At 72.1% G+C, this 22,385-nt stretch carries 23 protein-coding genes; 5 read left to right on the top strand and 18 right to left on the bottom strand.

Annotated elements, in window-relative coordinates:
• Nucleotides 1–24 precede the first annotated feature (24 nt).
• From ACIBH1_RS10865 to ACIBH1_RS10845, 5 genes are all read right to left on the bottom strand, one after another.
• Nucleotides 25–1,170 (bottom strand): hypothetical protein, encoded by a 1,146-nt coding sequence (locus ACIBH1_RS10865; RefSeq protein WP_397313472.1) that lies wholly within the window; start codon nt 1,168–1,170, stop codon nt 25–27.
• A gap of 36 nt (nt 1,171–1,206) precedes the next feature.
• Nucleotides 1,207–2,166 carry a hypothetical protein gene (locus ACIBH1_RS10860; protein ID WP_397313471.1) on the bottom strand — a complete coding sequence of 320 codons (960 nt, stop codon included), beginning with the start codon at nt 2,164–2,166 and terminating at the stop codon, nt 1,207–1,209.
• On the bottom strand, nt 2,163–2,720 hold the full coding sequence (locus ACIBH1_RS10855) for an RNA polymerase sigma factor (protein ID WP_397313470.1): 558 nt from the start codon (nt 2,718–2,720) through the stop codon (nt 2,163–2,165). Before ACIBH1_RS10855 ends, ACIBH1_RS10860 begins: the two co-directional genes overlap by 4 nt.
• 97 nt (nt 2,721–2,817) lie before the next feature.
• Nucleotides 2,818–3,480 (bottom strand): AIM24 family protein, encoded by a 663-nt coding sequence (locus ACIBH1_RS10850; protein WP_397313469.1) that lies wholly within the window; start codon nt 3,478–3,480, stop codon nt 2,818–2,820.
• Nucleotides 3,481–3,516: 36 nt separating this feature from the next.
• On the bottom strand, nt 3,517–4,626 hold the full coding sequence (locus ACIBH1_RS10845; RefSeq protein WP_397313468.1) for a M24 family metallopeptidase: 1,110 nt from the start codon (nt 4,624–4,626) through the stop codon (nt 3,517–3,519).
• 144 nt (nt 4,627–4,770) lie between these two features.
• On the opposite strand from ACIBH1_RS10845, the gene ACIBH1_RS10840 reads away from it, so the two are divergent.
• Together ACIBH1_RS10840 and ACIBH1_RS10835 are read left to right on the top strand one after the other, a co-directional pair.
• Nucleotides 4,771–6,003: a PP2C family protein-serine/threonine phosphatase gene (locus ACIBH1_RS10840; protein ID WP_397313467.1), complete on the top strand. Its 1,233-nt coding sequence runs from the start codon at nt 4,771–4,773 to the stop codon at nt 6,001–6,003.
• A gap of 63 nt (nt 6,004–6,066) precedes the next feature.
• Complete coding sequence (locus ACIBH1_RS10835) at nt 6,067–6,969, top strand: 5'-3' exonuclease H3TH domain-containing protein (protein ID WP_397313927.1); 903 nt, start codon at nt 6,067–6,069, stop codon at nt 6,967–6,969.
• Here ACIBH1_RS10835 and ACIBH1_RS10830 read toward each other — a convergent pair.
• Together ACIBH1_RS10830 and ACIBH1_RS10825 are read right to left on the bottom strand one after the other, a co-directional pair.
• Entirely contained in the window at nt 6,962–8,110 is a 1,149-nt protein-coding gene (locus ACIBH1_RS10830) for a hypothetical protein (RefSeq protein ID WP_397313466.1), read from the bottom strand. The two genes, ACIBH1_RS10835 and ACIBH1_RS10830, sit on opposite strands and share 8 nt — an antisense overlap.
• Nucleotides 8,103–8,504 carry a hypothetical protein gene (locus ACIBH1_RS10825; protein ID WP_397313465.1) on the bottom strand — a complete coding sequence of 134 codons (402 nt, stop codon included), beginning with the start codon at nt 8,502–8,504 and terminating at the stop codon, nt 8,103–8,105. Before ACIBH1_RS10825 ends, ACIBH1_RS10830 begins: the two co-directional genes overlap by 8 nt.
• A gap of 126 nt (nt 8,505–8,630) precedes the next feature.
• On the opposite strand from ACIBH1_RS10825, the gene ACIBH1_RS10820 reads away from it, so the two are divergent.
• Nucleotides 8,631–10,073 carry an RNB domain-containing ribonuclease gene (locus ACIBH1_RS10820; RefSeq protein ID WP_397313463.1) on the top strand — a complete coding sequence of 481 codons (1,443 nt, stop codon included), beginning with the start codon at nt 8,631–8,633 and terminating at the stop codon, nt 10,071–10,073.
• Nucleotides 10,074–10,355: 282 nt separating this feature from the next.
• On the opposite strand, the gene ACIBH1_RS10815 is transcribed toward ACIBH1_RS10820, so the two are convergent.
• Nucleotides 10,356–11,288, bottom strand: coding sequence for an EamA family transporter (locus ACIBH1_RS10815; RefSeq protein ID WP_397313462.1), 933 nt, complete (start codon nt 11,286–11,288; stop codon nt 10,356–10,358).
• A gap of 77 nt (nt 11,289–11,365) precedes the next feature.
• Between ACIBH1_RS10815 and ACIBH1_RS10810 the strand changes: the two genes are divergently transcribed.
• Nucleotides 11,366–12,655, top strand: coding sequence for a LysR family transcriptional regulator (locus ACIBH1_RS10810; RefSeq protein ID WP_397313461.1), 1,290 nt, complete (start codon nt 11,366–11,368; stop codon nt 12,653–12,655).
• A 68-nt stretch (nt 12,656–12,723) separates the two neighbouring features.
• On the opposite strand, the gene ACIBH1_RS10805 is transcribed toward ACIBH1_RS10810, so the two are convergent.
• The 3 genes from ACIBH1_RS10805 to ACIBH1_RS10795 all read right to left on the bottom strand — a co-directional run bounded on the left by ACIBH1_RS10805 (nt 12,724) and on the right by ACIBH1_RS10795 (nt 13,976).
• Nucleotides 12,724–12,894 (bottom strand): hypothetical protein, encoded by a 171-nt coding sequence (locus tag ACIBH1_RS10805; protein ID WP_181615027.1) that lies wholly within the window; start codon nt 12,892–12,894, stop codon nt 12,724–12,726.
• 171 nt (nt 12,895–13,065) lie between these two features.
• Entirely contained in the window at nt 13,066–13,431 is a 366-nt protein-coding gene (locus ACIBH1_RS10800; protein ID WP_397313460.1) for a RidA family protein, read from the bottom strand.
• Nucleotides 13,428–13,976 carry a helix-turn-helix domain-containing protein gene (locus tag ACIBH1_RS10795; protein WP_397313458.1) on the bottom strand — a complete coding sequence of 183 codons (549 nt, stop codon included), beginning with the start codon at nt 13,974–13,976 and terminating at the stop codon, nt 13,428–13,430. The genes ACIBH1_RS10800 and ACIBH1_RS10795 overlap by 4 nt, the downstream gene beginning before the upstream one ends.
• A gap of 121 nt (nt 13,977–14,097) precedes the next feature.
• Here ACIBH1_RS10795 and ACIBH1_RS10790 point away from each other — a divergent pair, with 121 nt between their 5' ends.
• Nucleotides 14,098–15,423: a cytochrome bc complex cytochrome b subunit gene (locus ACIBH1_RS10790; RefSeq protein ID WP_397313457.1), complete on the top strand. Its 1,326-nt coding sequence runs from the start codon at nt 14,098–14,100 to the stop codon at nt 15,421–15,423.
• Here the strand turns inward: ACIBH1_RS10790 and ACIBH1_RS10785 are convergent.
• The 7 genes from ACIBH1_RS10785 to ACIBH1_RS10755 form a co-directional block, all read right to left on the bottom strand.
• Nucleotides 15,405–18,158: a DEAD/DEAH box helicase gene (locus ACIBH1_RS10785; protein ID WP_397313455.1), complete on the bottom strand. Its 2,754-nt coding sequence runs from the start codon at nt 18,156–18,158 to the stop codon at nt 15,405–15,407. The two genes, ACIBH1_RS10790 and ACIBH1_RS10785, sit on opposite strands and share 19 nt — an antisense overlap.
• Before the next feature lie 51 nt (nt 18,159–18,209).
• Nucleotides 18,210–19,088: a diacylglycerol kinase gene (locus ACIBH1_RS10780; protein ID WP_397313454.1), complete on the bottom strand. Its 879-nt coding sequence runs from the start codon at nt 19,086–19,088 to the stop codon at nt 18,210–18,212.
• Nucleotides 19,089–19,097: 9 nt separating this feature from the next.
• Entirely contained in the window at nt 19,098–19,967 is an 870-nt protein-coding gene (gene tatC, locus ACIBH1_RS10775; protein WP_397313453.1) for a twin-arginine translocase subunit TatC, read from the bottom strand.
• 9 nt (nt 19,968–19,976) lie between these two features.
• The gene (gene tatA / locus ACIBH1_RS10770; protein WP_181615021.1) at nt 19,977–20,270 is read right to left on the bottom strand and encodes a Sec-independent protein translocase subunit TatA; all 294 of its coding nucleotides are present in this window, start codon (nt 20,268–20,270) and stop codon (nt 19,977–19,979) included.
• A gap of 65 nt (nt 20,271–20,335) precedes the next feature.
• Nucleotides 20,336–20,485 (bottom strand): hypothetical protein, encoded by a 150-nt coding sequence (locus ACIBH1_RS10765; RefSeq protein ID WP_397313452.1) that lies wholly within the window; start codon nt 20,483–20,485, stop codon nt 20,336–20,338.
• Nucleotides 20,482–21,441, bottom strand: coding sequence for a helix-turn-helix transcriptional regulator (locus ACIBH1_RS10760; RefSeq protein ID WP_397313451.1), 960 nt, complete (start codon nt 21,439–21,441; stop codon nt 20,482–20,484). Before ACIBH1_RS10760 ends, ACIBH1_RS10765 begins: the two co-directional genes overlap by 4 nt.
• Nucleotides 21,438–22,385, bottom strand: coding sequence for a helix-turn-helix transcriptional regulator (locus ACIBH1_RS10755; RefSeq protein ID WP_397313450.1), 948 nt, complete (start codon nt 22,383–22,385; stop codon nt 21,438–21,440). Before ACIBH1_RS10755 ends, ACIBH1_RS10760 begins: the two co-directional genes overlap by 4 nt.

Genomic DNA, 22,385 nt, shown 5'->3' with positions numbered 1-22,385 from the left:
CATTTGACATCCCTTGTCAACCTTTCACCACAGCACGAAACCGTCCGCTGACAGACCGGTCAGTTTCTTCACGCGCAGGGTCGCGCCGTCCCACGACGCCAGGGTCGCGTCGGCCTCACCCGCGTTCGTGGCCAGGATCAGCAGCCGCCCGTCCGAGGTCCAGGCCAGGTACGGCTTGCGCGCGAGCCGTACGGGCATGCCGGGCAGCTGACGCCAGCGGCGCTCGGCCACGTCCAGGAGCCAGACGTCGACCGCCAGCCAGGGCGCGGGGTCGGCGTCGTAGAAGGCGACCGCCGCCCTGCCCGCCCCGCCGGAGGCCACGATCCTGCCCGCGGCGCCGATCCTGCTGGGCCACGGCATCGTGGTGCTCCTGCCGGTGCCGAGGTCGGCGAGGGTGACGGGCTTGCCGCGCGAGGGGGCGCTGAGCACCAGATCGCCCCCGACCACGCCGTCGACGAGCCACGGCAGCGGGCGTGCCTCGCCGGCGCGGGCGGGCAGCAGCAGGCTGGAGGGAGGGAACTCGGGCAGCCACAGCAGCAGTCCCGCCGGGACGTCGTCCACGGTGACCGCGTTGCAGGGGACGCGCCTGGGCGCGGTCCGGGGCGCACCCGACGGGTCGGCGCGATGGGTCGTGCAGCCCTCGGTGGAGGTCAGCCAGACGCTCCTGCCGTCGGCCGCTGGCTCGATGTCGGCGGCCGGGCCCGCGTCGGTGGCGGTCAGGCTGCCCTTGCGCAGCGTGTAGACCTTGCCGAGCGACCGGGTCACCGCCAGGCCGCCCGCGCTCTCCAGCCACCGGCCCGGGTCGGGCGGGACGCCCATGACCGGCCGCCTGCCGCCGCTGTCGACGTCCAGGACCTCCAGGGCGGGCGAGAGCAGGAGCCTCAGCCCGGTGCGGGCGGGGAAGGGAGCGCCCGTCAGCGGACGCGCGTCGTACCGGCTCCCGCCGGGCGTCGTGACGACGGCACCGGCCGGGTCTCGCGCCTGCCCGGTCGTCCGGACTGGCTCCGGCGGGCCCGCGGTCGTCCGGCCGGGCGTCTCCTGGGCCGTCGCCGCGGGCCCGTGGGCTCCGGGAGTGCCGCCCCGCGGCGGTGCTCCCGCCGCGGGGCCCGGCGGCTGGGCCGAGCACGCGGCGAGCATGGCCAGCAGCGCCAGCCGGGCGACACTCCTCACACCGCGATTACACCGCGCGAGGCCCCCGGGTTCCGCCTACTCCGGCAGGACGGCGTCGCGCGGCCCGCCGTACACCGGGTTGCGGTCGTAGCGCCGCTCGGTGACCAGCAGCCGCACCGTTCCCGGCTCGGCGTCGAAGGCCTCCCACACCACCCAGTCGTCGCCGACCGTCCTGTCCTGGCCGGGGCGCCGCGCGTAGCCGCCGGGGTTGCCCTCGGGCACGTCCATGATCACGTACGCGGCCTTCAGCTCGCGCCTGGCCAGCTCCGCCCGCACCTCGCCGACGCTCTTCTCGTCGGAGCGGAAGCCCTCCAGCGACCCGCCGCGGCGGTCGGCGAGCGCGGCCCCCTGCACCATGCGCGACCCCGCCTGCGGATCGGCCTCCAGCACGCAGGGCGCCACCGGGTCCTTCATGAGGATGGTGCTGGTCGAGCTGCCCCCGTCGGCGTGCGGGGAGATCGTCCACACGAACGTCTCCCCCGGCCTGAACAGGCGGGTGTCGATGCGCATCTGCCACCCCGGCCCCTTCGGGTCGCTCGCGATGTTCTCCGGCAGCGAGTAGAGCCCCTTGGGGATGTCGTCCACCGACACGCCGCGCGGCTCGCGGCAGCGCGAACCCTCGGGGACGAGGTCGACGATGGCCGGCACGCCCAGCTCGGCCAGGGTCCTGGCCAGCCCGGGCGCGTCGGAGAAGTCGCGTACCACGATGATCACGACGCCCTCGGGCGACCTGGTGACGGCGTAGGAGGCGCTCACGCCCGGACGGTCGTCGAGCAGGCTCGGGACGACCACGATGCCCACGGCCAGCGCCGCCGCCGCTGCCAGTCCCACGCCCAGCCGCGCGACGGGCAGGCGGCGACGCGGCGCGGGGCTCCGCTCCTCGTCCGCGGTGATCGACGCCAGCAGGGCGCGGGCTCCTGGGTCCGACTCCTTCGCCCCCGGGTGGTCGCGCCCCACCCTGGCGAGCCTCTCGGTGATCTTGTCGACGTCGTTCACAGCGAGCTCTCCATCTGCAGCGTCTGATCGGCGCCGCGCACCCCGGCCACGGCCAGGGCGCGCGCGAAGCGTCTGCGCGCACGGTGCAACCTGATCCGCACGGCGTTGCGCGACAGGCCCATGGCGGCGGCGATCTGCTCACGGTCCAGGCCCTCCCAGGCGACCAGGGCGAGCAGCTCGCGGTCGTCGTCGCCCAGCGCCCTGAAGACCTCGCCGATCGCGGCCACCCCGACGCCCTGCTCGGGCGCGGCCGCGTACAGGTCGGCCAGCTCGGCGTCGAGCTCGACGTTGCGCGCCTGCCTGCGGTTCTCGCCGCGGAAGTGGTTGGCCAGCACCTTGCGTGCCACGCCGTACAACCACGGCGTCGCCTGCTCGCCGTCGGGCAGCTCGCCCGACCGGCGCCAGGCGACGGTGAAGGTCTCCGCGACCACGTCCGCCGCGTCCTGCGGTGAGGCGCAGCGGCGCGCGGCGTAGGCGGTGATCAGGCTGTAGTTGTGCCGGTAGACGGCCTCGAACCGGGCCAGCCGTGCTTGCTGCGGCTGCTCGTTGGACACGGGCCGGACTCCTCGCTCAGCGCCTCCATGCGGTCACCTAGGCCTATGTACGGCAGGCGGCCATCATTTCGTGCTTCGTGGAGAAATCTTCCGGAGGTCAGGACGCCGACACGACGGGCGGCCCCTCGCTCGCCTGGATGAGCACGAACCCCTGCCCCTGGAAGGCCAGCTGCATGGCCTCGCCGCTGCCGCGCCCGATGATGGCGCCCGCCTTGAAGGTGCGGTTGACCCCCACCTGGAGGGAGGCGCTCCAGCACACCGCCGACTGCCCGTCGGCGAACGTGGGCGCCTGGCCGGCGTCCAGGGTGATCGGGGTGCCGTGGGCGGTGACCGCCACCCAGCCGGTGCCGGTGACGGTGGTGTTGAACAGCCCGCCCGCGGCCACGCCCGCGCCCTGCACGCGGTTGATGTCCCACTTCAGCTGCGGCTCGAAGGCCAGCAGGTTGCGCCCGTTGACCGTGATGCCCTCGTCCTCCAGGTAGAACAGGAAGATGTCGTCGGCGTTGTCGGCCAGGTAGAGGCTGCCCTGGCCGCGCACGCGCATCAGCGGCACGCCCTCGCCGGTGACGACCTTCTTGAACAGCTTGCCCATGCCGCCGGAGCCCTCGTAGTCGAAGGTCATCTGCCCCTGGAAGGCGACCATCGAGCCCTGCCTGGCCAGCACCTCGGGAAGCTGCACCCGCAGCATCTTGGAGTTGGCCAGGGCGAAACCGGGCGGGGCGTGCTGGGGATCCAGGTTGCCGAAGACGGAACTACGCATGCTGGGATCAACGCCATCAGAGCGTCAGCGGTTCCCCTAGACGATGACCAGATCGCGGGTGGTGGTGTTGAGGCGCTCGCCGCCGTCGGCGGTGCACACGACGATGTCCTCGATGCGGGCGCCGTGCCGCCCGGGCAGGTAGACGCCGGGCTCGACGGAGAAGGCGAAGCCCGGCTCCAGGAGCTCGGCGTTGCCGGAGACGATGTACGGCTCCTCGTGCGTCTCGATGCCGATGCCGTGGCCGGTGCGGTGGATGAAGTACTGCCCGAACCCGGCGGAGGCGATCACGTCGCGGGCCGCGGCGTCGACCGACTCGCACGACACGCCCGGCCGTACGGCCGCGCACGCGGCGTCCTGCGCGGCCTGCAGCACGGCGTAGTACTCGGCGAAGTCGGCCGGCGGCTCGCCCACGCAGTAGGTGCGGGTGGAGTCGGAGCAGTAGCCGCTGTGGAACTGGCCGCCGATGTCGACCACGACCGGCTCGCCCGGCTGGATGACGCGGTCGGAGACCTCGTGGTGGGGGCTGGCGCCGTTGGGTCCTGAGGCGACGATGACGAAGTCGACCGTGGCGTGGCCGGCGGCCAGGATGGCGTCGTGGATGTCCTTGCCCACCTCGCGCTCGGTGCGCCCGGCCTTGAGGAAGTTCGGCACCAGGCGGTGCACGGCGTCGATCGCGGCGCCCGCCTCGCGCAGCGCGTCGACCTCCACCGGCGACTTGCGCATGCGCAGCTCGCGCAACACGCTGCCGGCCAGCACCTGCTCGGTGCCGGGCATGGCGTCGCGGAAACGCAGGGAGGCCATCGCCCACATGCGGTCGGCCAGGCCCACGGTGCCCACGCGGCCCAGCCTGGAGGCGACCACGGCGTACGGGTCGTCGGTCTCGTCCCAGGCCACGAAGTCGAGTCCGAGGCGAGACGCGGGCGAGGCCTGCGCCGCGGGGAGCTCCAGTCGTGGCACCATCATGAAGGACTCGCCCGAAGCGGGCACCACCAGGCAGGTCAAACGCTCCAGGGGCAGTGCCTCGTAGCCGCTGACGTAGCGCAGGTCGGGGCCGGGGGTCAGCAGCAGGGCGTCGAGCCCGGCCTGGGCGGTCGCCTGCCGAACTGCGGAAAGCCGGGACACGGGGTACAGCTCTGAGTCAGTCACGGGCTCAAATCTACTCCGGCGCAGGTAGGCAAAATCCACGAAAAGCTCTCACAACACGGCAAGCTATCGCTACACTCCGTTCAAGGGCGATCACGTACTGTGGGGGCAATTGTCCTGTTCCGTTGAGGTTTGAGAGTGAGTCATATGGTCGGCGTCGTACCCTCGTCGCAAGACCGCCCGCTGACCGCGGCCGAGCTCGTCAAGCAGCTCACCGAGCAGCAGGCCGAGCGTGACGCCGCGCTGCTGTCCGTCCAGCTGGCCCATGCCCAGCGTCTGGGCAACATGGGCTGGGTCCGATGGGACGCGCGCACCGGTGAGATCATCTGGTCCGATCACGTCTACGTGATCTTCGGCCGAGACCGCGCCAGCGGTCCCGTCGGGCTGGCCGAGCTCGCCGCCTACGTCGAGCCTGGCGACGAGCAGGCCCTCGAACGGCTGCTGGCGACCGTGGGCCAGGGCGGCGCGGCCGGGCACGCCGAGTTCCGCATCCGGCGCGGCGACGAGGTGCGCAACGTGCGCATGGTGCTGGAGCCGCTGCAGGCCCCCGACGGGCACGCCGGCGTGCACGGCGTCATCCAGGACATCACCGGCCGCCGCCGCGCCGAGCGCATGATGAGCGAGTCGCGCCGCCAGCTGCTGGAGGAGCGGGAGAAGGCGGCCGAGGACCGCACCGTCATGCTCACCCTGCGCGAGGCGATCCTGCCCGCCCACTCCGGCTACCTCGACCTGACTCGCACCCGCGTCGCCGTGCGCTACGTGCCCGCCGAGAAGACCGCCTCGCTGGGCGGCGACTGGTTCGAGGCCGCCGCGCTGCCCGACGGGCGGGTGCTGCTGGCCATCGGCGACGTCTCCGGGCACGGCCTGCCGGCCATCGCCCACATGGCGCAGCTGCGCCACGCGCTGGTGGGGCTGACCATGACGGGCCAGCCCGCCGACCGGCTGCTCGGCTGGCTCAACGAGCTGGTCATGCACCGCCTCGACGACACCACCGCCACCTGCGTGCTGGGCCACCTCGACCCGGTCAGCCGGACCTTCACCTGGGGCCAGGCCGGTCACCTGGCGCCGATCCTGGTCCGCGACGGGTGCGCCCACCAGCTCATCGCGCCGCGCGGGGTGCTGCTGGGCGCCACCTGCGACCAGCCGTACCACCTGGCCGTCACCCAGCTGCAGGAGGGCGACGTGCTGCTGCTGTTCACCGACGGCCTGGTCGAGCGGCGCACCCGCGACCTCGACGCGGGGCTGGAGCTGGCCGTCGGCGCCGCCCGCGAGCTGCCGCCCTTCGACCTCGACGCGGGGCTCGACCGGCTCCTGGAGGCCATCGGCGGGCCCAACCCGGAGGACGACGCCTGCCTGCTGGCGATCGGCATGCTCGCCTGACCGACCCCGGCAGGCCGCTTCCGCGCCATTGTCGGTGGGCACCGGCATACTGGACCGGTGCTGATGCTGCTCGACACCCCGTCGCTGTATTTCCGCGCCTACTACGGCATCCCCGAGTCGATGACCGCGCCCGACGGCATGCCGGTCAACGCCGTGCGCGGCCTGATCGACATGATCGCCACCCTGGTGCGGCAATACCGGCCGGCCGAGCTGGTGGCGACGATGGACGCCGACTGGAGGCCCGCCTTCCGGGTGTCGGCGATCCCCACCTACAAGGCCCACCGGGTGGCCCACGGCGACGTCGAGGAGGTCCCCGACACGCTGGTGCCGCAGATCCCGGTGATCGAGCAGGTCCTCGACGCCCTCGGCATCGCGCGCCTCGAGTGCGAGGGCTACGAGGCCGACGACGTCATCGGCACCCTGACCCACCGCTCCAAGGGCGCCGTCGACATCGTCACCGGCGACCGCGACCTGTTCCAGCTGGTCGACGACAGCCGCCCGGTGCGCGTGCTCTACACCGCGCGCGGCATCCGCAACCTCCAGGTGGTCGACGAGGGCTTCGTCACCGAGAAGTACGGCATCCCCGGCCGCGGCTACGCCGACTTCGCCACCCTGCGCGGCGACCCCAGCGACGGCCTGCCCGGCGTCGCGGGTGTGGGCGAGAAGACCGCCGCCTCGCTCATCACCCGCTTCGGCTCGCTGCGGAGCCTGCTGGAGGCGCTCGACGGCGGGGTCACCGAGGGCTTCCCCGCCGGGGCCAGGCTCAAGCTGGCCGCCGCGCGCGACTACCTGTCCGTGGCCCCCGCCGTGGTCGAGGTCGCCCCCGACGCCCCGCTCCCCGACGCCGACCTGACCCTGCCCGCCGAGCCCAAGGACCCCGAGGCCCTCGTACGGCTGGCGGACCGCTACGACCTCAACAGTCCGCTCAACCGGCTGCTCAACGAGCTGGCCAAGTCCGCTAGCTGATCGCCTCCAGGTCCACGATCACCCACTCCTTATCCAGCTTGAACCCGACGGTCCTGCCGTCGGGCATCGCCCAGGCTCCCTCGAAGGGCTCGGCCGGGCCCTTGGCGGGTCCCAGCGCCCCCGCCACGCCCCGGTCCACGTCCCAGATGACCGGCCTGCGCCGGCCGTCCTCGGGGGCGGCGGTGGCCAGGAAACGGTCCTTCAGCAGGCGGCGGGGCACCCCGCCCGCCACGATGGGCAGGTGGGTGGTGCTGCCGTCGGCGGCGACCAGCGTGCTCGATCGCCCCTGCCCGGCCGCGTGGAGGCACTTGGTGAAGCCGCAGGCCACGATCTTCCCCGCGGCCGCCGAGGTGGCCGCGGTGCGTGCCTGGCCGGTCCGCAGGTTGCGCACGGAGGCGAAGCTGCCGTCGCCGTGCGGGCGCGGCCCCGGCGAGCCGATCCACGGCCAGTTCAGCAGATACTGGCCCTCGGTGCCGGGCACGAGCCTCGTGCCCCGGTAGACCCCGCCCGCTCCGAGGGAGTAGACGATCTCCTTGTCGGCGACGGCCAGCGCCGTGGGGTGTCCCGAGCGGTCCCCGGCCGTCATGGACAGGGCCACCTCGGCCGTCCCGCCGCTCACCGGGACCCTCCAGATCTCCACGAGCGAGCCGTCGCGGCCCTTGCGAGCCGTCCACCACACGACTTCGCCGTCACCGGCGGCGAAGTCGGAGGCGAAGACGGTCGAGCCGTCGGGCACCGGGATGTCGGCCAGCTTGGTCACCCGGCCGGAGGCCAGGTCGTAGGTCAGGAGGGCGTCGGCCCTCTCGAAGCTCGACTCGGCCGTGAACAGCAGCGTCGAGGAGTCGAGCAGCAGCCTGGGCACGACCTGGCCGCCCTCGGGCAGCGTCCTGGGGACGCGGTGGACCGCCCGCGGCCACAGCTGCTGCGCCTCGGGGATGACGGCGACCCTTGCGACCGCCTGGCTTCCAGGGCGCGCCGCCTGCATGCCCGCCTGCGCGCCCTGCTGTGCGCTTGACTGTGCGCTTAGCTGCGCGCCCGGCTGTGCGCTTGGCTGCGCGCCCGGCTGTGAGAGCCAGGCGCCGCCACCGGCCACGACCGCCACCGCGGCCGCCGCCAGGGCCCACTTGGGGAGCTCACGCATAGAAGCCCTCCGTCGCGCCCCAGTTCGACAGCCGGATCGTGCCGTTGACGGCGTTACGGCTGCAGGCCTGCAAGGAGACGTGGTTCCACTCGCTGAAGTTGTAGCAGTGGTCCCCGCCGCCGCCCGAGGCGCCGCCGGTGTAGTCGTAGTAGAAGTAGCCGTTCACGTAGGCGCGCACGCCCAGGCCGTCGGCCACGGTGTCCTCCAGGTAGACCATCTCCCACCCGGAGTTGCACCAGTAGACGGCGTCGTCGATGAACCCCGCGTACGCGCTGCCGTTGCCGTTGTAGGTGATGCCGCTGGTGCCCGCGTGGGCCGGCGGCACTCCGACCAGGCACATCCCCATCGCCAGGCAGACCGCCGCGGCCCACCTGGCCAACCGTTTGGTCAGCAAGTGTCACCTCCACGTAGAGATCGTCAATCCCAAAGCCAAGCAGAACCGGGACAAAAGGAAAGATCTTGACGAGGCTCCGCAGCGGTGCTCGCCTGCCGGACCCTCAGCACCCGATAGGTTGATCCCGTGTCGACCAGAATCCGGGTGCCGGAGCAGGCGCATCGCAAGCTGACCGAGGGTTTCGAGCGCATCCGCCGCGAGCAGCAGCTCCCGTCGGCCTTCTCCCAGGCCGCGCTCGACGAGGCCGAGTGGATGGCCACCTCCCCGGCCCACACCGGCCGCGACCTGACCGAACTGCCCTTCGTCACCATCGACCCGCCCGGCTCCATGGACCTCGACCAGGCGCTCTGCATCGAACAGCTCGGCCCTGGCTACCGCGTCTGGTACGCCATCGCCGACGTCGGCGCCTACGTACGGCCGGGCAGCGCGCTCGACGTCGAGGCGCGTCAGCGCGGCGAGACGGTCTACCTGCCCGACGGCAAGGTGCCGCTGCACCCGCCGGTGCTGTCGGAAGGCGCGGCCAGCCTGCTGCCCGGCGCCGACCGGCTGGCCGCGGTCTGGCGCATCGACCTCGACGCCGAAGGGCGCACCATCGGCGCCGACGTCCAGCGCGGCCTGGTGCGCAGCCGCGAACGCCTCGACTACGACTACGTCCAGGCCGCCGTCGACACCGGCACCGCCGACGGCACCCTGCGCCTGCTGGCCCAGGTCGGCCGGCTCCGGCTGGAGCTGGAGCGCGAGCGCGGCGGCGTCACGCTGCCCACGCCCGAGCAGGAGATCGTCGCGCTCGACGCGGCGGCCAGGGAGCGCGAGGACTTCCGGCTGGAATATCGCGTCCCGCTGCCCTCCGAGGCGTGGAACGCCCAGATCTCGCTGATGACCGGGATGGCCGCCGCGGCGATGATGCTCGACGCCGAGCTCGGGCTGCTCCGGGTGCTGCCGCCGCCCCACTCGTCCGACCTGGCCAAGGTGCGCCGCGTGGCGGCCGCGCTCGACGTGCCCTGGCCCGAGGGCGCCACGTACGGCGCGGTCGTGCACGATCTCGACCCGAGCAAGCCGCAGCAGGCCGCCTTCCTGCAGGAGTCCAAGGTGCTGCTGCGCGGCAGCGGCTACGTGGCCTTCAACGGGGCGCCGCCCTCCCACGCCGACCACGCGGCCGTCGCGGCGCCGTACGCCCACGTCACCGCCCCCCTGCGCCGCCTGGCCGACCGCTACGCGGCCGAGATCTGCCTGGCGGTCGCCGCCGGCGAGCCGGTCCCCGACGAGATCCAGGAGGCGCTGCCGGAGGTGCCGGAGATCATGTCGACCACCGGCCGCCGTGCCAACGCCGTCGACCGGGCCTGCGTCGACCTGGTCGAGTCGTTCGTGCTGCGCGACCGGGTGGGGCAGACCTTCGAGGCGTCGGTGATCGACATCGACGAGCGGCGCAAGGGCGGGCTCGTGCAGCTGCTCGACCCGGCGGTCATCGCCCGCTGCGACGGCGAGGCGCTGCCGCTCGGCGAGCGGGTGACCGTACGCCTGGTCAAGGCCGACCCCGCCACCCGCGAGGTGCGCTTCACCCTCGCCTAGAGGGACCGCGAGCAGGGGCGGGGCTCATGGCGCCGTCACGGGGCCCGCAACCCGGCACCACCTCGGGCGACCTCGGGCGCGGTCGGGCCACCTCGGGCCACCTCGGGCCACCTCGGGCCACCTCGGGGCACCTCGGGCGCCACCAGACGACCTCGGGCGACCTCGGGCAATCTCGGGCAACCTCGGGCAACCTCGGGCGCGGTGCCGACCACGTGGTGCCGCCCCCGGCACGTCGGGGACCTAGGAGCCGCGAGCTGCCCCCGGCGCGGCACGTCGGACACCCTAGGAGCCGCTCCCGACGCGGTCTCGGGGCGCCTCGGGCTCAGGGGCCGCGCCGGGCTCGGGTGCGGTCGGGGGCTGCGCTGTCACCTGGGGCCTGACCGCTCCCACCCCGGCCAGGCAGACGAGCACGATCCCCGCCGCCTGTACAGGCCCGGGGATCTGGCCCAGCAGCACGACGCCCACCACCAGCGAGATCGCCGGCTCCAGGCACATCAGCACCCCGAACACCGCACTCGGCAGGCGCCGCAACGCCATCAGCTCCAGCGTGAAGGGCACGACCGGCAGCAGCAGCGCGAGCAGCGCGGCCTGCCACACCACCTCGAAGCTCAGCCCGGCAGCGGCCTGCGGCAGCCCCACCACGGCGACGGCGACCATGGCGGCGGGCATCGAGATGGCCAGCCCCTGCACCCCCGGCAGCCGCTCCCCCACGCGCTGGGTGAGCAGGATGTAGGCGCCCCAGCACACCCCGGCCCCCAGCGCGAAGGCCACGCCCAGCAGGTCGGTGCCGCCCTCCCAGGGACTGGTCAGCGCGAGCACCCCCGCCAGCGCCAGCGCGGGCCACAGCAGCCCCCACCGCCCGCTGCGCCGCAGCACGGCCACGCCCAGCGGCCCGAGGAACTCCAGGGCTGTGGCGGTGGCCAGCGGGATCCGGGCGATCGCCTCCACGAACAACACGGTCATGAAGCCGGTCACCACCCCGAGCAGCAGCGACCACCCGACGTCGGCACGGGGCAGCGAACGGATCCGCGGCCGGGCCAGCGCCACGAAGAACACGGCGGCGAAGGCCAGCCGCAGCCAGGCGCTGCCGGCGGGTCCCACCCGATCGAACAGGCCTGTCGAGGCGCCCAGGCCGATCTGCACGCTCGCCATGGAACCCAGAGCCATGCCGACGGCGCCCAGGCGGGAGCCGGAGGAGAAAGTGGAGGTCGTCATGGCGTCCATGTCACTGCATGGACTACGTCCGCGTCCACCACATGATCGCGGACTATATATCCGCATATCCTGGACAGATGGATACCCGGCTCCTGCGCGTCCTGGTCGAACTCGAACGCCGCGGCACCCTGCGCGCCGTCGCCGAGGCCACCGGCTACGGCACCTCGGCCGTCTCCCAGCAACTGGCCACCCTCGAACGCGACGTGGGCGCCACCCTCGTCGAGCCCGACGGCCGCCGGTTGCGGCTGACACCCGCCGGTGAACTGCTGGCCGACCACGGGCGCCGCATCCTCGCCGCCGTCGCCGAAGCCCGCGCCGCACTCGACCCGCTCAGCGAACCCAGCGGCACCCTGCGCATCGCCGCCTTCGCCGGGGCCCTCTCACGCGACCTGCTGCCGGTGGCACGCAGGCTCGCGGTCAGCCATCCGTCGCTGCGGCTGCTGCTCAGCGAGCACGAGCCGGACGAGGTGTTCGAGCTGCTCGACTCGGGGCGGATCGAGCTGGGGTTCGTGTACGACTACAACCTCGTGCCGTGTGCCGGCCGCGAGCCCACGGAGTTGCTGTGCGACACACCGCTCGTGCTCGCCGTCCCAGCCGCCCTCGCCACCGCGTACGGCTCCAGCGAGCAGGGTGAGCAGTGGCCCTCGACGGACGCCGCCCTCGGCAGCACGCGGGGCGGCTCGACGCCGACGACCCGCACGCTCGTCTCCGGCGCACCGGGGGCAACGGCTTCCGAGGCAGGCGCGTCCTTCACGGGCACGTCGGGCGTCGAGGCGGGCGGGCCGACCTCGGAGGCTGCCGTGTCACTCGACGACGGGACAGGCCTCGAGGCGGGCACGACGCTCGGCGGAGGGACGGACATGACGCTCGGCGGAGGGACGGACGCGCTTCCCAACGCCCGGCCGGGCGCGGCGCTCGACGGTGGGCCGGGCGCGTCAATCGACGCCCGGCCGGGGGCGACGCTCGACAGAGGGGCGGGTGCGGCCCTCGAGGGCACGCTGGGCGGTGCCGCTCGACGTGGTGGTGCGCCGTTTCTTGACGCGCTGGCCCGGTGGGCCGACACGCCCTGGGTGGTCAACTCGCGGAGCCGGGCCGATGACGAGCTGGCGGCGCGGGTGTGTGCGCTGGCCGGGTTCACGCCCGTGGTGGCGCACCGGGCCGACAGTCTCGAGCTCGTCCTGGACATCGTCGAGTCGGAGCTGGGCATCGCCCTGGTGCCCGCCTTCCTGCCGCCGCGGGCGGGGGTGAGGCTGCTGCCGCTTCATGGGCTCGACGTGCGGCGGCGCATGTACGCGGTCACGCGGCCCGGCGGGTGGCGGTGGCCTGGGGTGCGGCTTGTCGTCGATCAGGTCCTCGCCGGGATCTGACCCCTGGAAGGCGGGAAAGCCGCCCCGGACGCGGGGCGGCTTTCCGGGTAACCGGTTCCGGGTGTCACTCACTTCTTGAGGGGGCTCCAGCCCGCGCCGACGCCCATGAGGTGGAGCGCGACGCAGAGCAGGCCGGCGGTGCCGAGGGTGGCGACGGTGACCACGCCGCCGACGGCGACGCCGGCGATTTCGAAGACGAGGGCGAGGACGAACAGCAGGGCGGCAAGGAGAGCGAACATCTTCCAACCTCCGGGCGGGGTGGCCGCACTCCGCGGGTGGGCGGGCCTCAGCGGTAGTGCGTCCGAGGGCTTTTACGCGTTCGACATGGGGATTTCCGCTGCGATCATCCCGGAAACTGACCACATGGTGACGTTGGGTGAACCTACGAACACGTCACTTTGACCGGGCGGTCAGTTTGCCGCCACGGCCTCGATCTCCAGGAGCCACGCCTCGTCGTAGATGCCGGTGATGATGATCGTCAGTGCGGGCATGTGCTCGCCGAGCACCTCCTTGCGCACCTCGTAGTTCTCCCGCCGGTACTGGCGGTCCGACAGGAAGACGGTCACCTTGACCAGGTCCGTCAGGCCCATGCCCGCCTCGGCGAGCACCGACTCGACGTTGCGCCAGGCCAGGCGCGCCTGGTCGGCGAAGGTCCCGGGCACGTGGCCGTCGGCGTCGACGGGGATCTGGCCGCTGACGAACAGCAGGCGGGAGACGTCGGTGGCCAGGGCGCCCTGGCAGTAGGCCGACTCAGGGCGGAACGACGTGATGGTCACGGGACCTCCATGGCGGTGTAGTACACGCACGCGGCGTCGTGGTGGTTGGCGAAGGAGTGCACCTGGTCGCCGTCGTAGTACAGGGAGTCGCCCGCCTCGAGCAGGTAGCCCTCGCCGGCGACGGTGACGGTGAGCCGGCCGCTCTCGACGGCGACGTATTCGCGCGAGCCCGCCGCGTGGGCGGCGAACTCGCCGAGGACGACGTGCGGGGGGACGGTGGTGCGAATGAACTCGAACTCCACGCCCGGCAGGTTCGGCGACAGGATGCGGCGTTCCCACCCGCCGGGGTCGACGAGGGCGCGCTGCTGCTCGTGGCGGATGACCATGACCTTGGCTCTGGTGCTCTCGTCGAGCAGCCGGGCCGCGGTGGTGCCCAGGCCGGTGGCCAGGCGCGCCAGCACGATCACGGTGGGAGCCTTCAGCCCCCGCTCGATGGTGGAGATCATGCTCCGGCTGACCCCGCTGGCGGCGGCCAGCCCTTCCAGCGTGACGCCCCGCCGTACGCGCTCGGTTCTGAGCCGCTCTCCCAACGCCACAAGATCCACGAATGGCACTATAGCGAACTATTTCCACCAAAGGAGAACGTGACGGGATTCACTCCCTCGGGACGTCACGCTTGGCCGCCCCGTTTCGTCTTGTTGTCGAGACGGATCCGAAGGGGGACCCATGCGTCGCGAGTTCCGGTTTTCCCACTGGTCGTTCATGTTCGCCGAGATCGCCCTGTGGTCGTTCGGGGTTCTGATGGTGACCGGGGCGATCCTCATGTTCTTCTTCGACCCCAGCATGGCCCCGGTCACCTACGACGGCACCTACGCCCCGCTGCGCGGCACCCAGGTGAGCCGGGCCTTCGACTCCACGATGCACCTGAGCCTGGAGGTGCGCGGCGGGCTGCTCATCCGCCAGATGCACCACTGGGCGGCGCTCGTCTTCGTGGCCGCGGTCGCGTTGCAGCTGCTGCGCATGTTCGCCACCGCCGCCTACCGGCGGCCCCGCACCGCGCAGTGGCTCATCTGGGTGGCGCTGCTGCCGCTGGGCATGGCGGCGGGCGAGACCGGCCACATCCTGCCCGACGACATGCTGTCGGGCGGCAGCCTCTGGCTGATCAAGTCGGTGCTGCAGTCGCTGCCGCTGGTGGGCAGCTATGGTGTGATGCTGCTGTTCGGCACCGACTTCCCCGGCCAGAGCGTGATCACGACCCTGTACTGGGGACACGCGCTCGTCATCCCCGCCGTGATGGCCGCGCTGCTGGCCGCGCGCGCCTGGCTCGTGCGGCGCAACGGCCACACGCACTTCACCGACGCGGCGCCCGCCAGGCCGGGCGCGCGCCCGCTGATGGCGGTCGCGACGCTCGGCATGCTGATCGTCCTCGGCTTCGCCTTCCAGGTCGCGCCCATCTGGCTGTACGGCCCCGCCAGGCCCACCCAGATCTCGGCCGGATCGGTCCCCGACTGGTACATGGGCTTCCTCGACGGCGCCCTGCGGCTGATGCCCGGCTGGGAGGTGACGCTCGGCGGCTACACCCTGAGCCTGGCCGTCCTGGTCCCCGTCATCGTGCTGCCAGGGATCTTCTTCACCGTCCTGGCGCTCTACCCGCTGGCCGAACGCCGGCTGCTGAAGGGGCGAGGGGCGAGCGCCACGCTGGAGCGGCCGCGGCAGGCGCCGGTGCGCACCGCCATCGCCGTCGCGGGAGTGGCCTTCTACGGACTGCTGTGGGCCTCGGCCGCCAACGACCAGTTCGCCCACCAGTTCCAGCTGACCGTCGAGACCGTGACGATCTTCTTCAGGTACGCCGTGGTCATCGGCCCGGTGGTGGCCTTCCTGGTCACCCGCTGGATCTGCCTCGGCCTGCAGAGCGCCGACCGGCATGAGGCCGAGCACGGCGTGGAGACCGGCGTGATCGTGCGCTCGCCGGACGGCGGCTTCCACGAGCGGCTCGTCCCCGCGGGGCACGCGATCGCGCCCCGCGGGAACGATCAGACCAGCGAGGAGTAGGCGACGACGCCGCGGCGCATCGCGTCGATGGCCTTGGAGGCGGTCTGCCTGACCGGGCTGCCGGGCGGGCAGGCGTCGCCGAGCTGCGACAGCAGGTCCATCAGCTGCTTGACCCAGCGCACGAAGTCGCCCGCCGCCAGCTCGTTGCCGTTGATGCCGTCCATCAGCACCGCGTCGAGGGAGTGACCCTTGGTCCAGCGGAAGGCCGCCCAGGCGAAGCCCATGTCGGGCTCGCGGATGATGGACACGCCGTTGTCGCGCTCGATGCCCTCCAGCTCGCCCCACAGCCGGATCATGGCCGTCAGGGCGTCCTGGGCGTTGCCCGCGGGGATCTTCGGGCGGCGCGCGTCGTCGGACTGGCGCGACTCGAAGACCAGGGCGGACACGCACGCGGCCAGCTCGGCGGGCTCCAGCTTGTCCCACAGGCCGGAGCGCAGGCACTCGGCCGTGAGCAGGTCGAGCTCGGTGTACAGGCGGCCCAGGCGGCGGCCCGCCTCGGTGACGGTCTCGCCCTCCAGGTAGCCGAGCTGCTCCAGCACGCCGCAGACCCGGTCGAAGGTGCGCGCGATGACGTGGGAGCGGCCCTCGACCCGGCGGCGCAGCCCCTCGGTCTCGCGCAGCAGCTTGTAGTAGCGCTCGGCCCACCGGGCGTGGTCTTCGCGCTCGTCGCACCCGTGGCAGGGGTGCTGGCGGATCAGGCGGCGCAGCTCCAGCAGCTCGGCGTCCTCGACGGCGTGGTCGCGGGCCCGGTCGGGCTTGCCCAGGTCACGGTCGCCGACCTTGGCCAGCAGCGTCGAGACCAGGTTGGCGCGTTCCTTCGGGGAGCGCGAGTTGAAGTTCTTCGGGATGCGCAGCGTCTCGATCGGCTCGACGGGCACCGGGAAGTCGGCCGGGTCGAGCTTCTTGACCTGCTTGCCGATCGTCAGGACCAGCGGGCGCGGCCCCTCGCCGCGCGGGGTGATGCCGGGGTCGAGGACGATGGCCAGCCCCGCACGGCGCCCGCCGGGGACCCTGATGACGTCGCCGGGCTTGAGGGCCTCCAGCGAGCGCAGCGCCGCGGCACGCCGGGCGTGGCCGCGCTGCTTGGCCAGCTCCGCCTCGCGGTCGGACAGCCGGCGGCGCAGCGCGGCGTATTCGGGGAAGTCGCCCAGGTGGCAGGTCATGGCGTCCTTGTAGCCCGCCAGGGCCTCCTCGTGCTTGCGCAGCTGCCTGGCCAGCCCCACCACGGCCCGGTCGGCCTGGAACTGGGCGAAGGAGGCTTCGAGCAGGGTGCGGGCACGCTCGCGGCCGAACTGGCCGACGAGGTTGACCGCCATGTTGTACGACGGCTGGAACGACGAGCGCAGGGGGTAGGTGCGGGTGCCGGCCAGGCCCGCGACCGACAGCGGGTCCATGCCCGGCTGCCACAGCACCACCGCGTGGCCCTCGACGTCGATGCCGCGCCGCCCTGCCCGGCCGGTGAGCTGGGTGTACTCGCCCGGCGTCAGGTCGGCGTGCATCTCGCCGTTCCACTTGTCGAGCTTCTCGATGACCACCGTGCGGGCGGGCATGTTGATGCCCAGGGCGAGGGTCTCGGTGGCGAAGACGGCCTTGACCAGGCCGCGCACGAACAGCTCCTCGACGACCTCCTTGAAGGCCGGGAGCATGCCCGCGTGGTGGGCGGCCAGGCCGCGCTCCAGGCAGTCGCGCCACTCCAGGAAGCCGAGCACGGCCAGGTCCTCGTCGGGCAGGTGCGCGGTGCGCTCGTCGACGATCTGGCGGATCTCGTGCTTCTCGCGCTCGTCGGTCAGCCGGATCCCGGCGTAGAGGCACTGCATCACGGCCGCGTCGCAGCCGGCGCGGGAGAAGATGAAGGTGATCGCCGGCAGCAGGCCCTCGGAGTCGAGCTTCTCGATCGTCTGCGCGCGGTCGGGCGGCCGGTTGCGCGGCGGCCTGCCGTACCCTCGCCTGCCCCCGCGTCCGGCCAGGCGCTCCTCGTCGCGGGCGATGCGCATCAACGACGGGTTGATGTGCTTGGGCCCCCCGTGGTCGGTACCGTCGCCGGCCTCGGTGGTGAACATGTCGTAGATGCGGTGGCCGACCATCATGTGCTGCCACAGCGGCACCGGGCGGTGCTCGTCGACGATGACGGTCGTGTCGCCGCGCACGGTGCCGAGCCACTCCCCGAACTCCTCGGCGTTGCTCACGGTCGCCGACAGGGCGACGATGCGCACCGACTCGGGCAGGTGGATGATGACCTCTTCCCAGACCGCGCCGCGGAAGCGGTCGGCCAGGTAGTGCACCTCGTCCATCACCACGAACGCCAGGCCCGACAGGGTGCCGGAGCCGGCGTAGAGCATGTTGCGCAGCACCTCGGTCGTCATGACGACGATCGGCGCCTCGCCGTTGACGCTGTTGTCGCCGGTGAGCAGGCCCACCTTGGCGGTGCCGTACCTCTTGACCAGGTCGTTGTACTTCTGGTTCGACAGCGCCTTGATCGGGGTGGTGTAGAAGCACTTGCGCCCCTGCTCCAGGGCCAGGTGCACGGCGAACTCGCCGACCACCGTCTTGCCGGAGCCCGTGGGCGCGGCCACCAGCACGCCGTCGCCGGCTTCCAGGGCGCGGCAGGCGTCGAGCTGGAACTCGTCGAGATCGAAGTCGTACAGCCCGCGGAAGGAGGTCATCGCGGGGCCGTCGCCGGAGAGCTTCTCCCGGAAGGCCGCGTACCGTTCCGCTGGTGAAGCTGGCGTCGTCATGCCTGTCAGCCTACCGAAACCAAGATTCCGGTCCGTCCAAGCCGGGCGCCTTTACAAAGTAATAACGCTGAGAGCTGCGGGAACGACCTCGCACGTCACCGGAATCGCCCCGACCCGCTCCCCGTCGGCGTAGGCCACGACGTCGGGCGCCTCCACCCTGACGCTGCGCGCCCGCCTGGTGATGACCGCCGGATGGCTCACGTGGGTGCCCTTGAAGACGCGCGGGAAGGTGCGCAGGAACTCCCCCTTGCCCACCGCCCCGAGGATCGTCACGTCGAGCAGGCCGTCGTCGTAGAGCGCCGACGGGCAGACCTTCATCCCCGCCCCGTAGGAGCAGGTGTTGCCGACGGCGACCAGCATCGCCTCCAGTTCCAGCACCTCCTGCTCGTCGAGCACGACGCGGAAGGGGATCGGCTGGAACGAGCGCAGCTCCTGGGCGAGGGCGACGAGGTACTTGGCCACGCCGCGGGGGCGGGTCAGGCGGTTGGCGCGCTCGTTGACGCGGGAGTCGAATCCGCAGCAGACCACCCCGGCGAACCACTCGTCGGCGATGCGGGCGGCGTCGACCACGCGCGGCGTGCCGCCGAGCACCACGTCGGCCGCCGCCAGGGTGTCCTTGGACGGCAGGCCGAAGGCCGAGGCGATGTCGTTGCCGGTGCCCGCGGGGATGATGCCCAGGGGCACGTCGGTGCCCGCCACCGCCTGGAGCGCCAGATGCACCAGCCCGTCGCCGCCGAAGGCCACCAGGGCGTCGGGACGTTCGGCCACGGCCGTGCAGGCACGGTCGAGCGCGTCGGCCGCGTCGTCACCGACGATGACGCTCACGTCGGCGCCGCGCGAGCGCAGACGGCGCACCACCGGCTCCATCAGGCGCAGCGCGCCGCCGTTGCGGGCGGTGGGGTTGGCCAGCAGGGCCAGGTGCGGGGACACGCCCGCAACCTACCGGCGTTCCCCTTCCGAATCCAGAGGTTCCTCGTCGACGGGCAGCTCGGAGGCCTCGTCGTCGGACAGGTCGGCGAACTCGTCGTTCTTGGCGGCGCGCTTCTCACGCACGTACATGAACAGCTCGGCCGCCACGAACAGGATGATCATGGGCAGGGCCAGCCCGATCATGGCCATGGGGTCGCCGCCGGGTGTGACCACCGCTCCGAAGACGAACATCAGGAAGATGATCATCCGGCGGTGCTTGGCCACCGTGGCGTGGGACAGCACGCCCAGGATGTTGAGGAAGATCAGCACCAAGGGCAGCTCGAACGACACACCGAAGATCACGATCATGATCAGGATGTAGTCGAGGTAGTCGTCGATGCCGATCGTGGCCACCGAGCCGTCGACACTGAAGGACAGCAGGAACGCCAGGCTGGTGTCCATGATCACGTAGGCCAGGAAGGCGCCGCCGACGAACAGCGGGACGGCCAGGCCCAGGAAGGTGATCGCGTAACGCTTCTCCTTGTTGTACAGCGCGGGGGTGACGAAACCCCAGAGCTGGTACAGCCAGACGGGCGAGGCAATGATCATGCCTACCATCGCCGAGACCTTCAGCGTGATGAAGAAGGACTGGAAGATGCCCGTGTAGGTCAGGCTGCATTCGCCGGTGAGCTGGCGAGAGGCCTCCGTGGAGCAGTAGGGCTCCTTCAGCACTGCCCATACCGGATCGAAGACCAGGAATCCGACCACCATGGCCAAGACCACGGCCGCCATCGAGATGAGGATGCGGTTCCGCAGCTCGCGCAGGTGGTCCATGAGGGGCATGCGCCCCTCGGGGTCAGGGGGTGGGCTGTTCTTGCCCGACCGCTTGAGCAGCGCCATCGCTGATGCTTACGCCTTCTTGTCGGCCTGGGCGGAGGCGCGCAGCCGGGCGGCCTCTTCCTCGAGCTTGCGGGCCTGCTCCTCCGGGCTCAGCACGGGGGTGGCCTGCAGCGGCTGCGGCTGCTGCTGGACGGTGTAGGTCTTGACGTCCTCGTCGGGGTCTTCGGACAGCTTGCTCGTCTCGGCCTTGAAGATCCGCAGCGACCGGCCGACACCACGAGCCAGGTCCGGCAGCTTCTTGGCGCCGAAGAGCAGCACAAGAGCCAGCAGGATCAGGATGATTTCCGTAGGTCCCAGGTTCATGCGACTTCCTTAAATGCCCAGATGGCTGTTCTCAGCCACGATCGTACGCTGCCCTGAGGACAGTCTCATCCCTCCGACGGCCGTTCTGTCCCAAATGTTTCATGAGCTGCGGCGATTTGCCTGTTCAGGCCGCGGGCCGCCACGAGCACCCGGATGCCCAGGACGGCCAGCACGAGCAGGCCCGCCGCGCCGACGCCCACGTAGATCCACGTCATGGGGCAGAAGAGTACAACGCCAGGGCCCGCCCGGCCTCGGCCCGAACCTTCTCGGCCAGGCTCTCCGGCGAGACCACCCGCCCGGTGTCGCCCAGGCGCAGCATCAGCTTGAGCACCCAGTCGTCGTCGCGGGCGCGCAACGTGATGCGCAACCGGCCCTCGCCCAGCTCGGCGGCCTCCTCGTAGGGGTAGTACTCGGCCACCCAGCGGCCGGCCGCGGTCACCTCGAGCACCACGAGCCGGTCGGTCGGCGAGGGGCGGAAGACGCCCTGTGTCACGTCGATCGGCTCGGCCTCGGCCGGAGGGCTGGAGGGCACGTCGAGCACCTCCACCGACATCACGCGGTCGAGGCGGAACAGGCGCATGCCCTCGGCGCGGTAGCACCAGCCCTCCAGGTAGGTGCGGCCGTCGGCCATCACCAGCCTGGTCGGGTCGACCTCGCGCGGGGTGACCTCGTCGCGGCCGGGCACGTAGTAGCGCAGCGAGACCCTGCGGCCCCTGACCAGCGCCTCGCGCACGAGCGGGAGCGCGTCGGGCGTGGCGTCGACGTCGATTTCCACCTGGTTGCTGACCGCCGCCGCGCCCGCGCCCGCCGCCTGCTCCAGCTTGGCCACGACCCTCGGCAGCGCGTCGCCCTGGGCGACCTCCGGCATCGCGCCGATCATGCGCAGCGCCACCAGCAGCGCGCTGGCCTCGTCGATGCCCAGCCGCAACGGCCTGGCGATCGTGTCGGCGTTGTCGATGACGATCTCGCCGCCGTCCCACGACACGTCGATCAGGTCGCCCGGCGTGTGGCCGGGCAGCCCGCACATCCACACGAGCTGGAGATCGTCGATGAGCTGCTTCTCGCTCAGCCCGAACACCTGGGCCACCTCGCCGACCTGCGCCCCGGGGTGGGACATCAGGTACGGCACCAGCGCCAGCAGTCTCGGCAGCCGGTCGGCCGCTCCACTCATGCCCATGCCCCCTTGAGCCTTCTGATGACCGCGTCGCGGGCGTCGGGCGGCTCCACCACCTGCACGTCGGCGCCCAGGCTGGCCAGCCATCCGGCCAGCCGCTCGGGGTCGGCGAAGGTCAGCTCCGCCCGATCCCATTCCTCGTCGGCGGGGCGCACGGCCCTGGCGATCTGCCGCAGGCCCTCGCCCGTGCCCTTTCTCACCAGCACGATCGCGGTGCGCTCCTCCATCGGCTCGCCCTCGGGGAAGCCGACCATCTCGCGCAGGTCGACGCCGTCGGGGACGGTGAAGGGCCCCTTCAGCGTGGCGACCTCGCCCATGATCCGCGACAGCCGGAAGGCGCGCGGCGCGTCACGGTCGCGGTCGAAGCCCGCCAGGTACCAGCGGCCGCGGCGCGAGACCACGCCCCACGGCTCCACGGTGCGGGTGCGGACGTTCTCGCTGCCCGAGGCGCGGTAGTCGAAGCGCACCACCTTGCGGTCGCGCACCGCCTCCCACAGCGCGGGGAAGGCCGGGTCCTTGCTGTCGACGCGAAGCTCCAGGGCGCCGCCCAGCGGCGAGGCGTCGGTCTGCACGCCGCCCGCGCGCAGCTTCAGCAACGCGCCTGAGGCGGCGTCGGCCAGGCTCGCGCGCTGCCACACCTGGGCGGCCAGGCCCAGCACCGCCGCCTCGTCGGGCTCCAGCGTGATCTCGGGAAGCTCGTAGGACTGACGCTCGATCTTGTAGCCGGGCTCGTCCTCCCACGGGTCGCGCATCACCTCGATGGGGATGCCGATCTCGCGCAGCTCGTTCTTGTCGCGCTCGAACATGCGCTGGAAGGCCTCGTCGCTCTCGCGGTCGTAGCCGGGAACGGCCTGGCGGATCTGCTCGGCCGACAGCGGACGCCGCGTCGCGAGCAGGCAGATCACAAGATTCAGCAACCGCTCGGTTTTCCTGCGCGACAT

Source organism: Nonomuraea sp. NPDC050663 (assembly GCF_044456985.1).
In the GTDB taxonomy this organism is placed as follows: Bacteria; Actinomycetota; Actinomycetes; order Streptosporangiales; family Streptosporangiaceae; genus Nonomuraea.
Note: the sequence above shows the minus strand (reverse complement) of the source record. Positions and strands in the feature narration are given on the sequence as shown.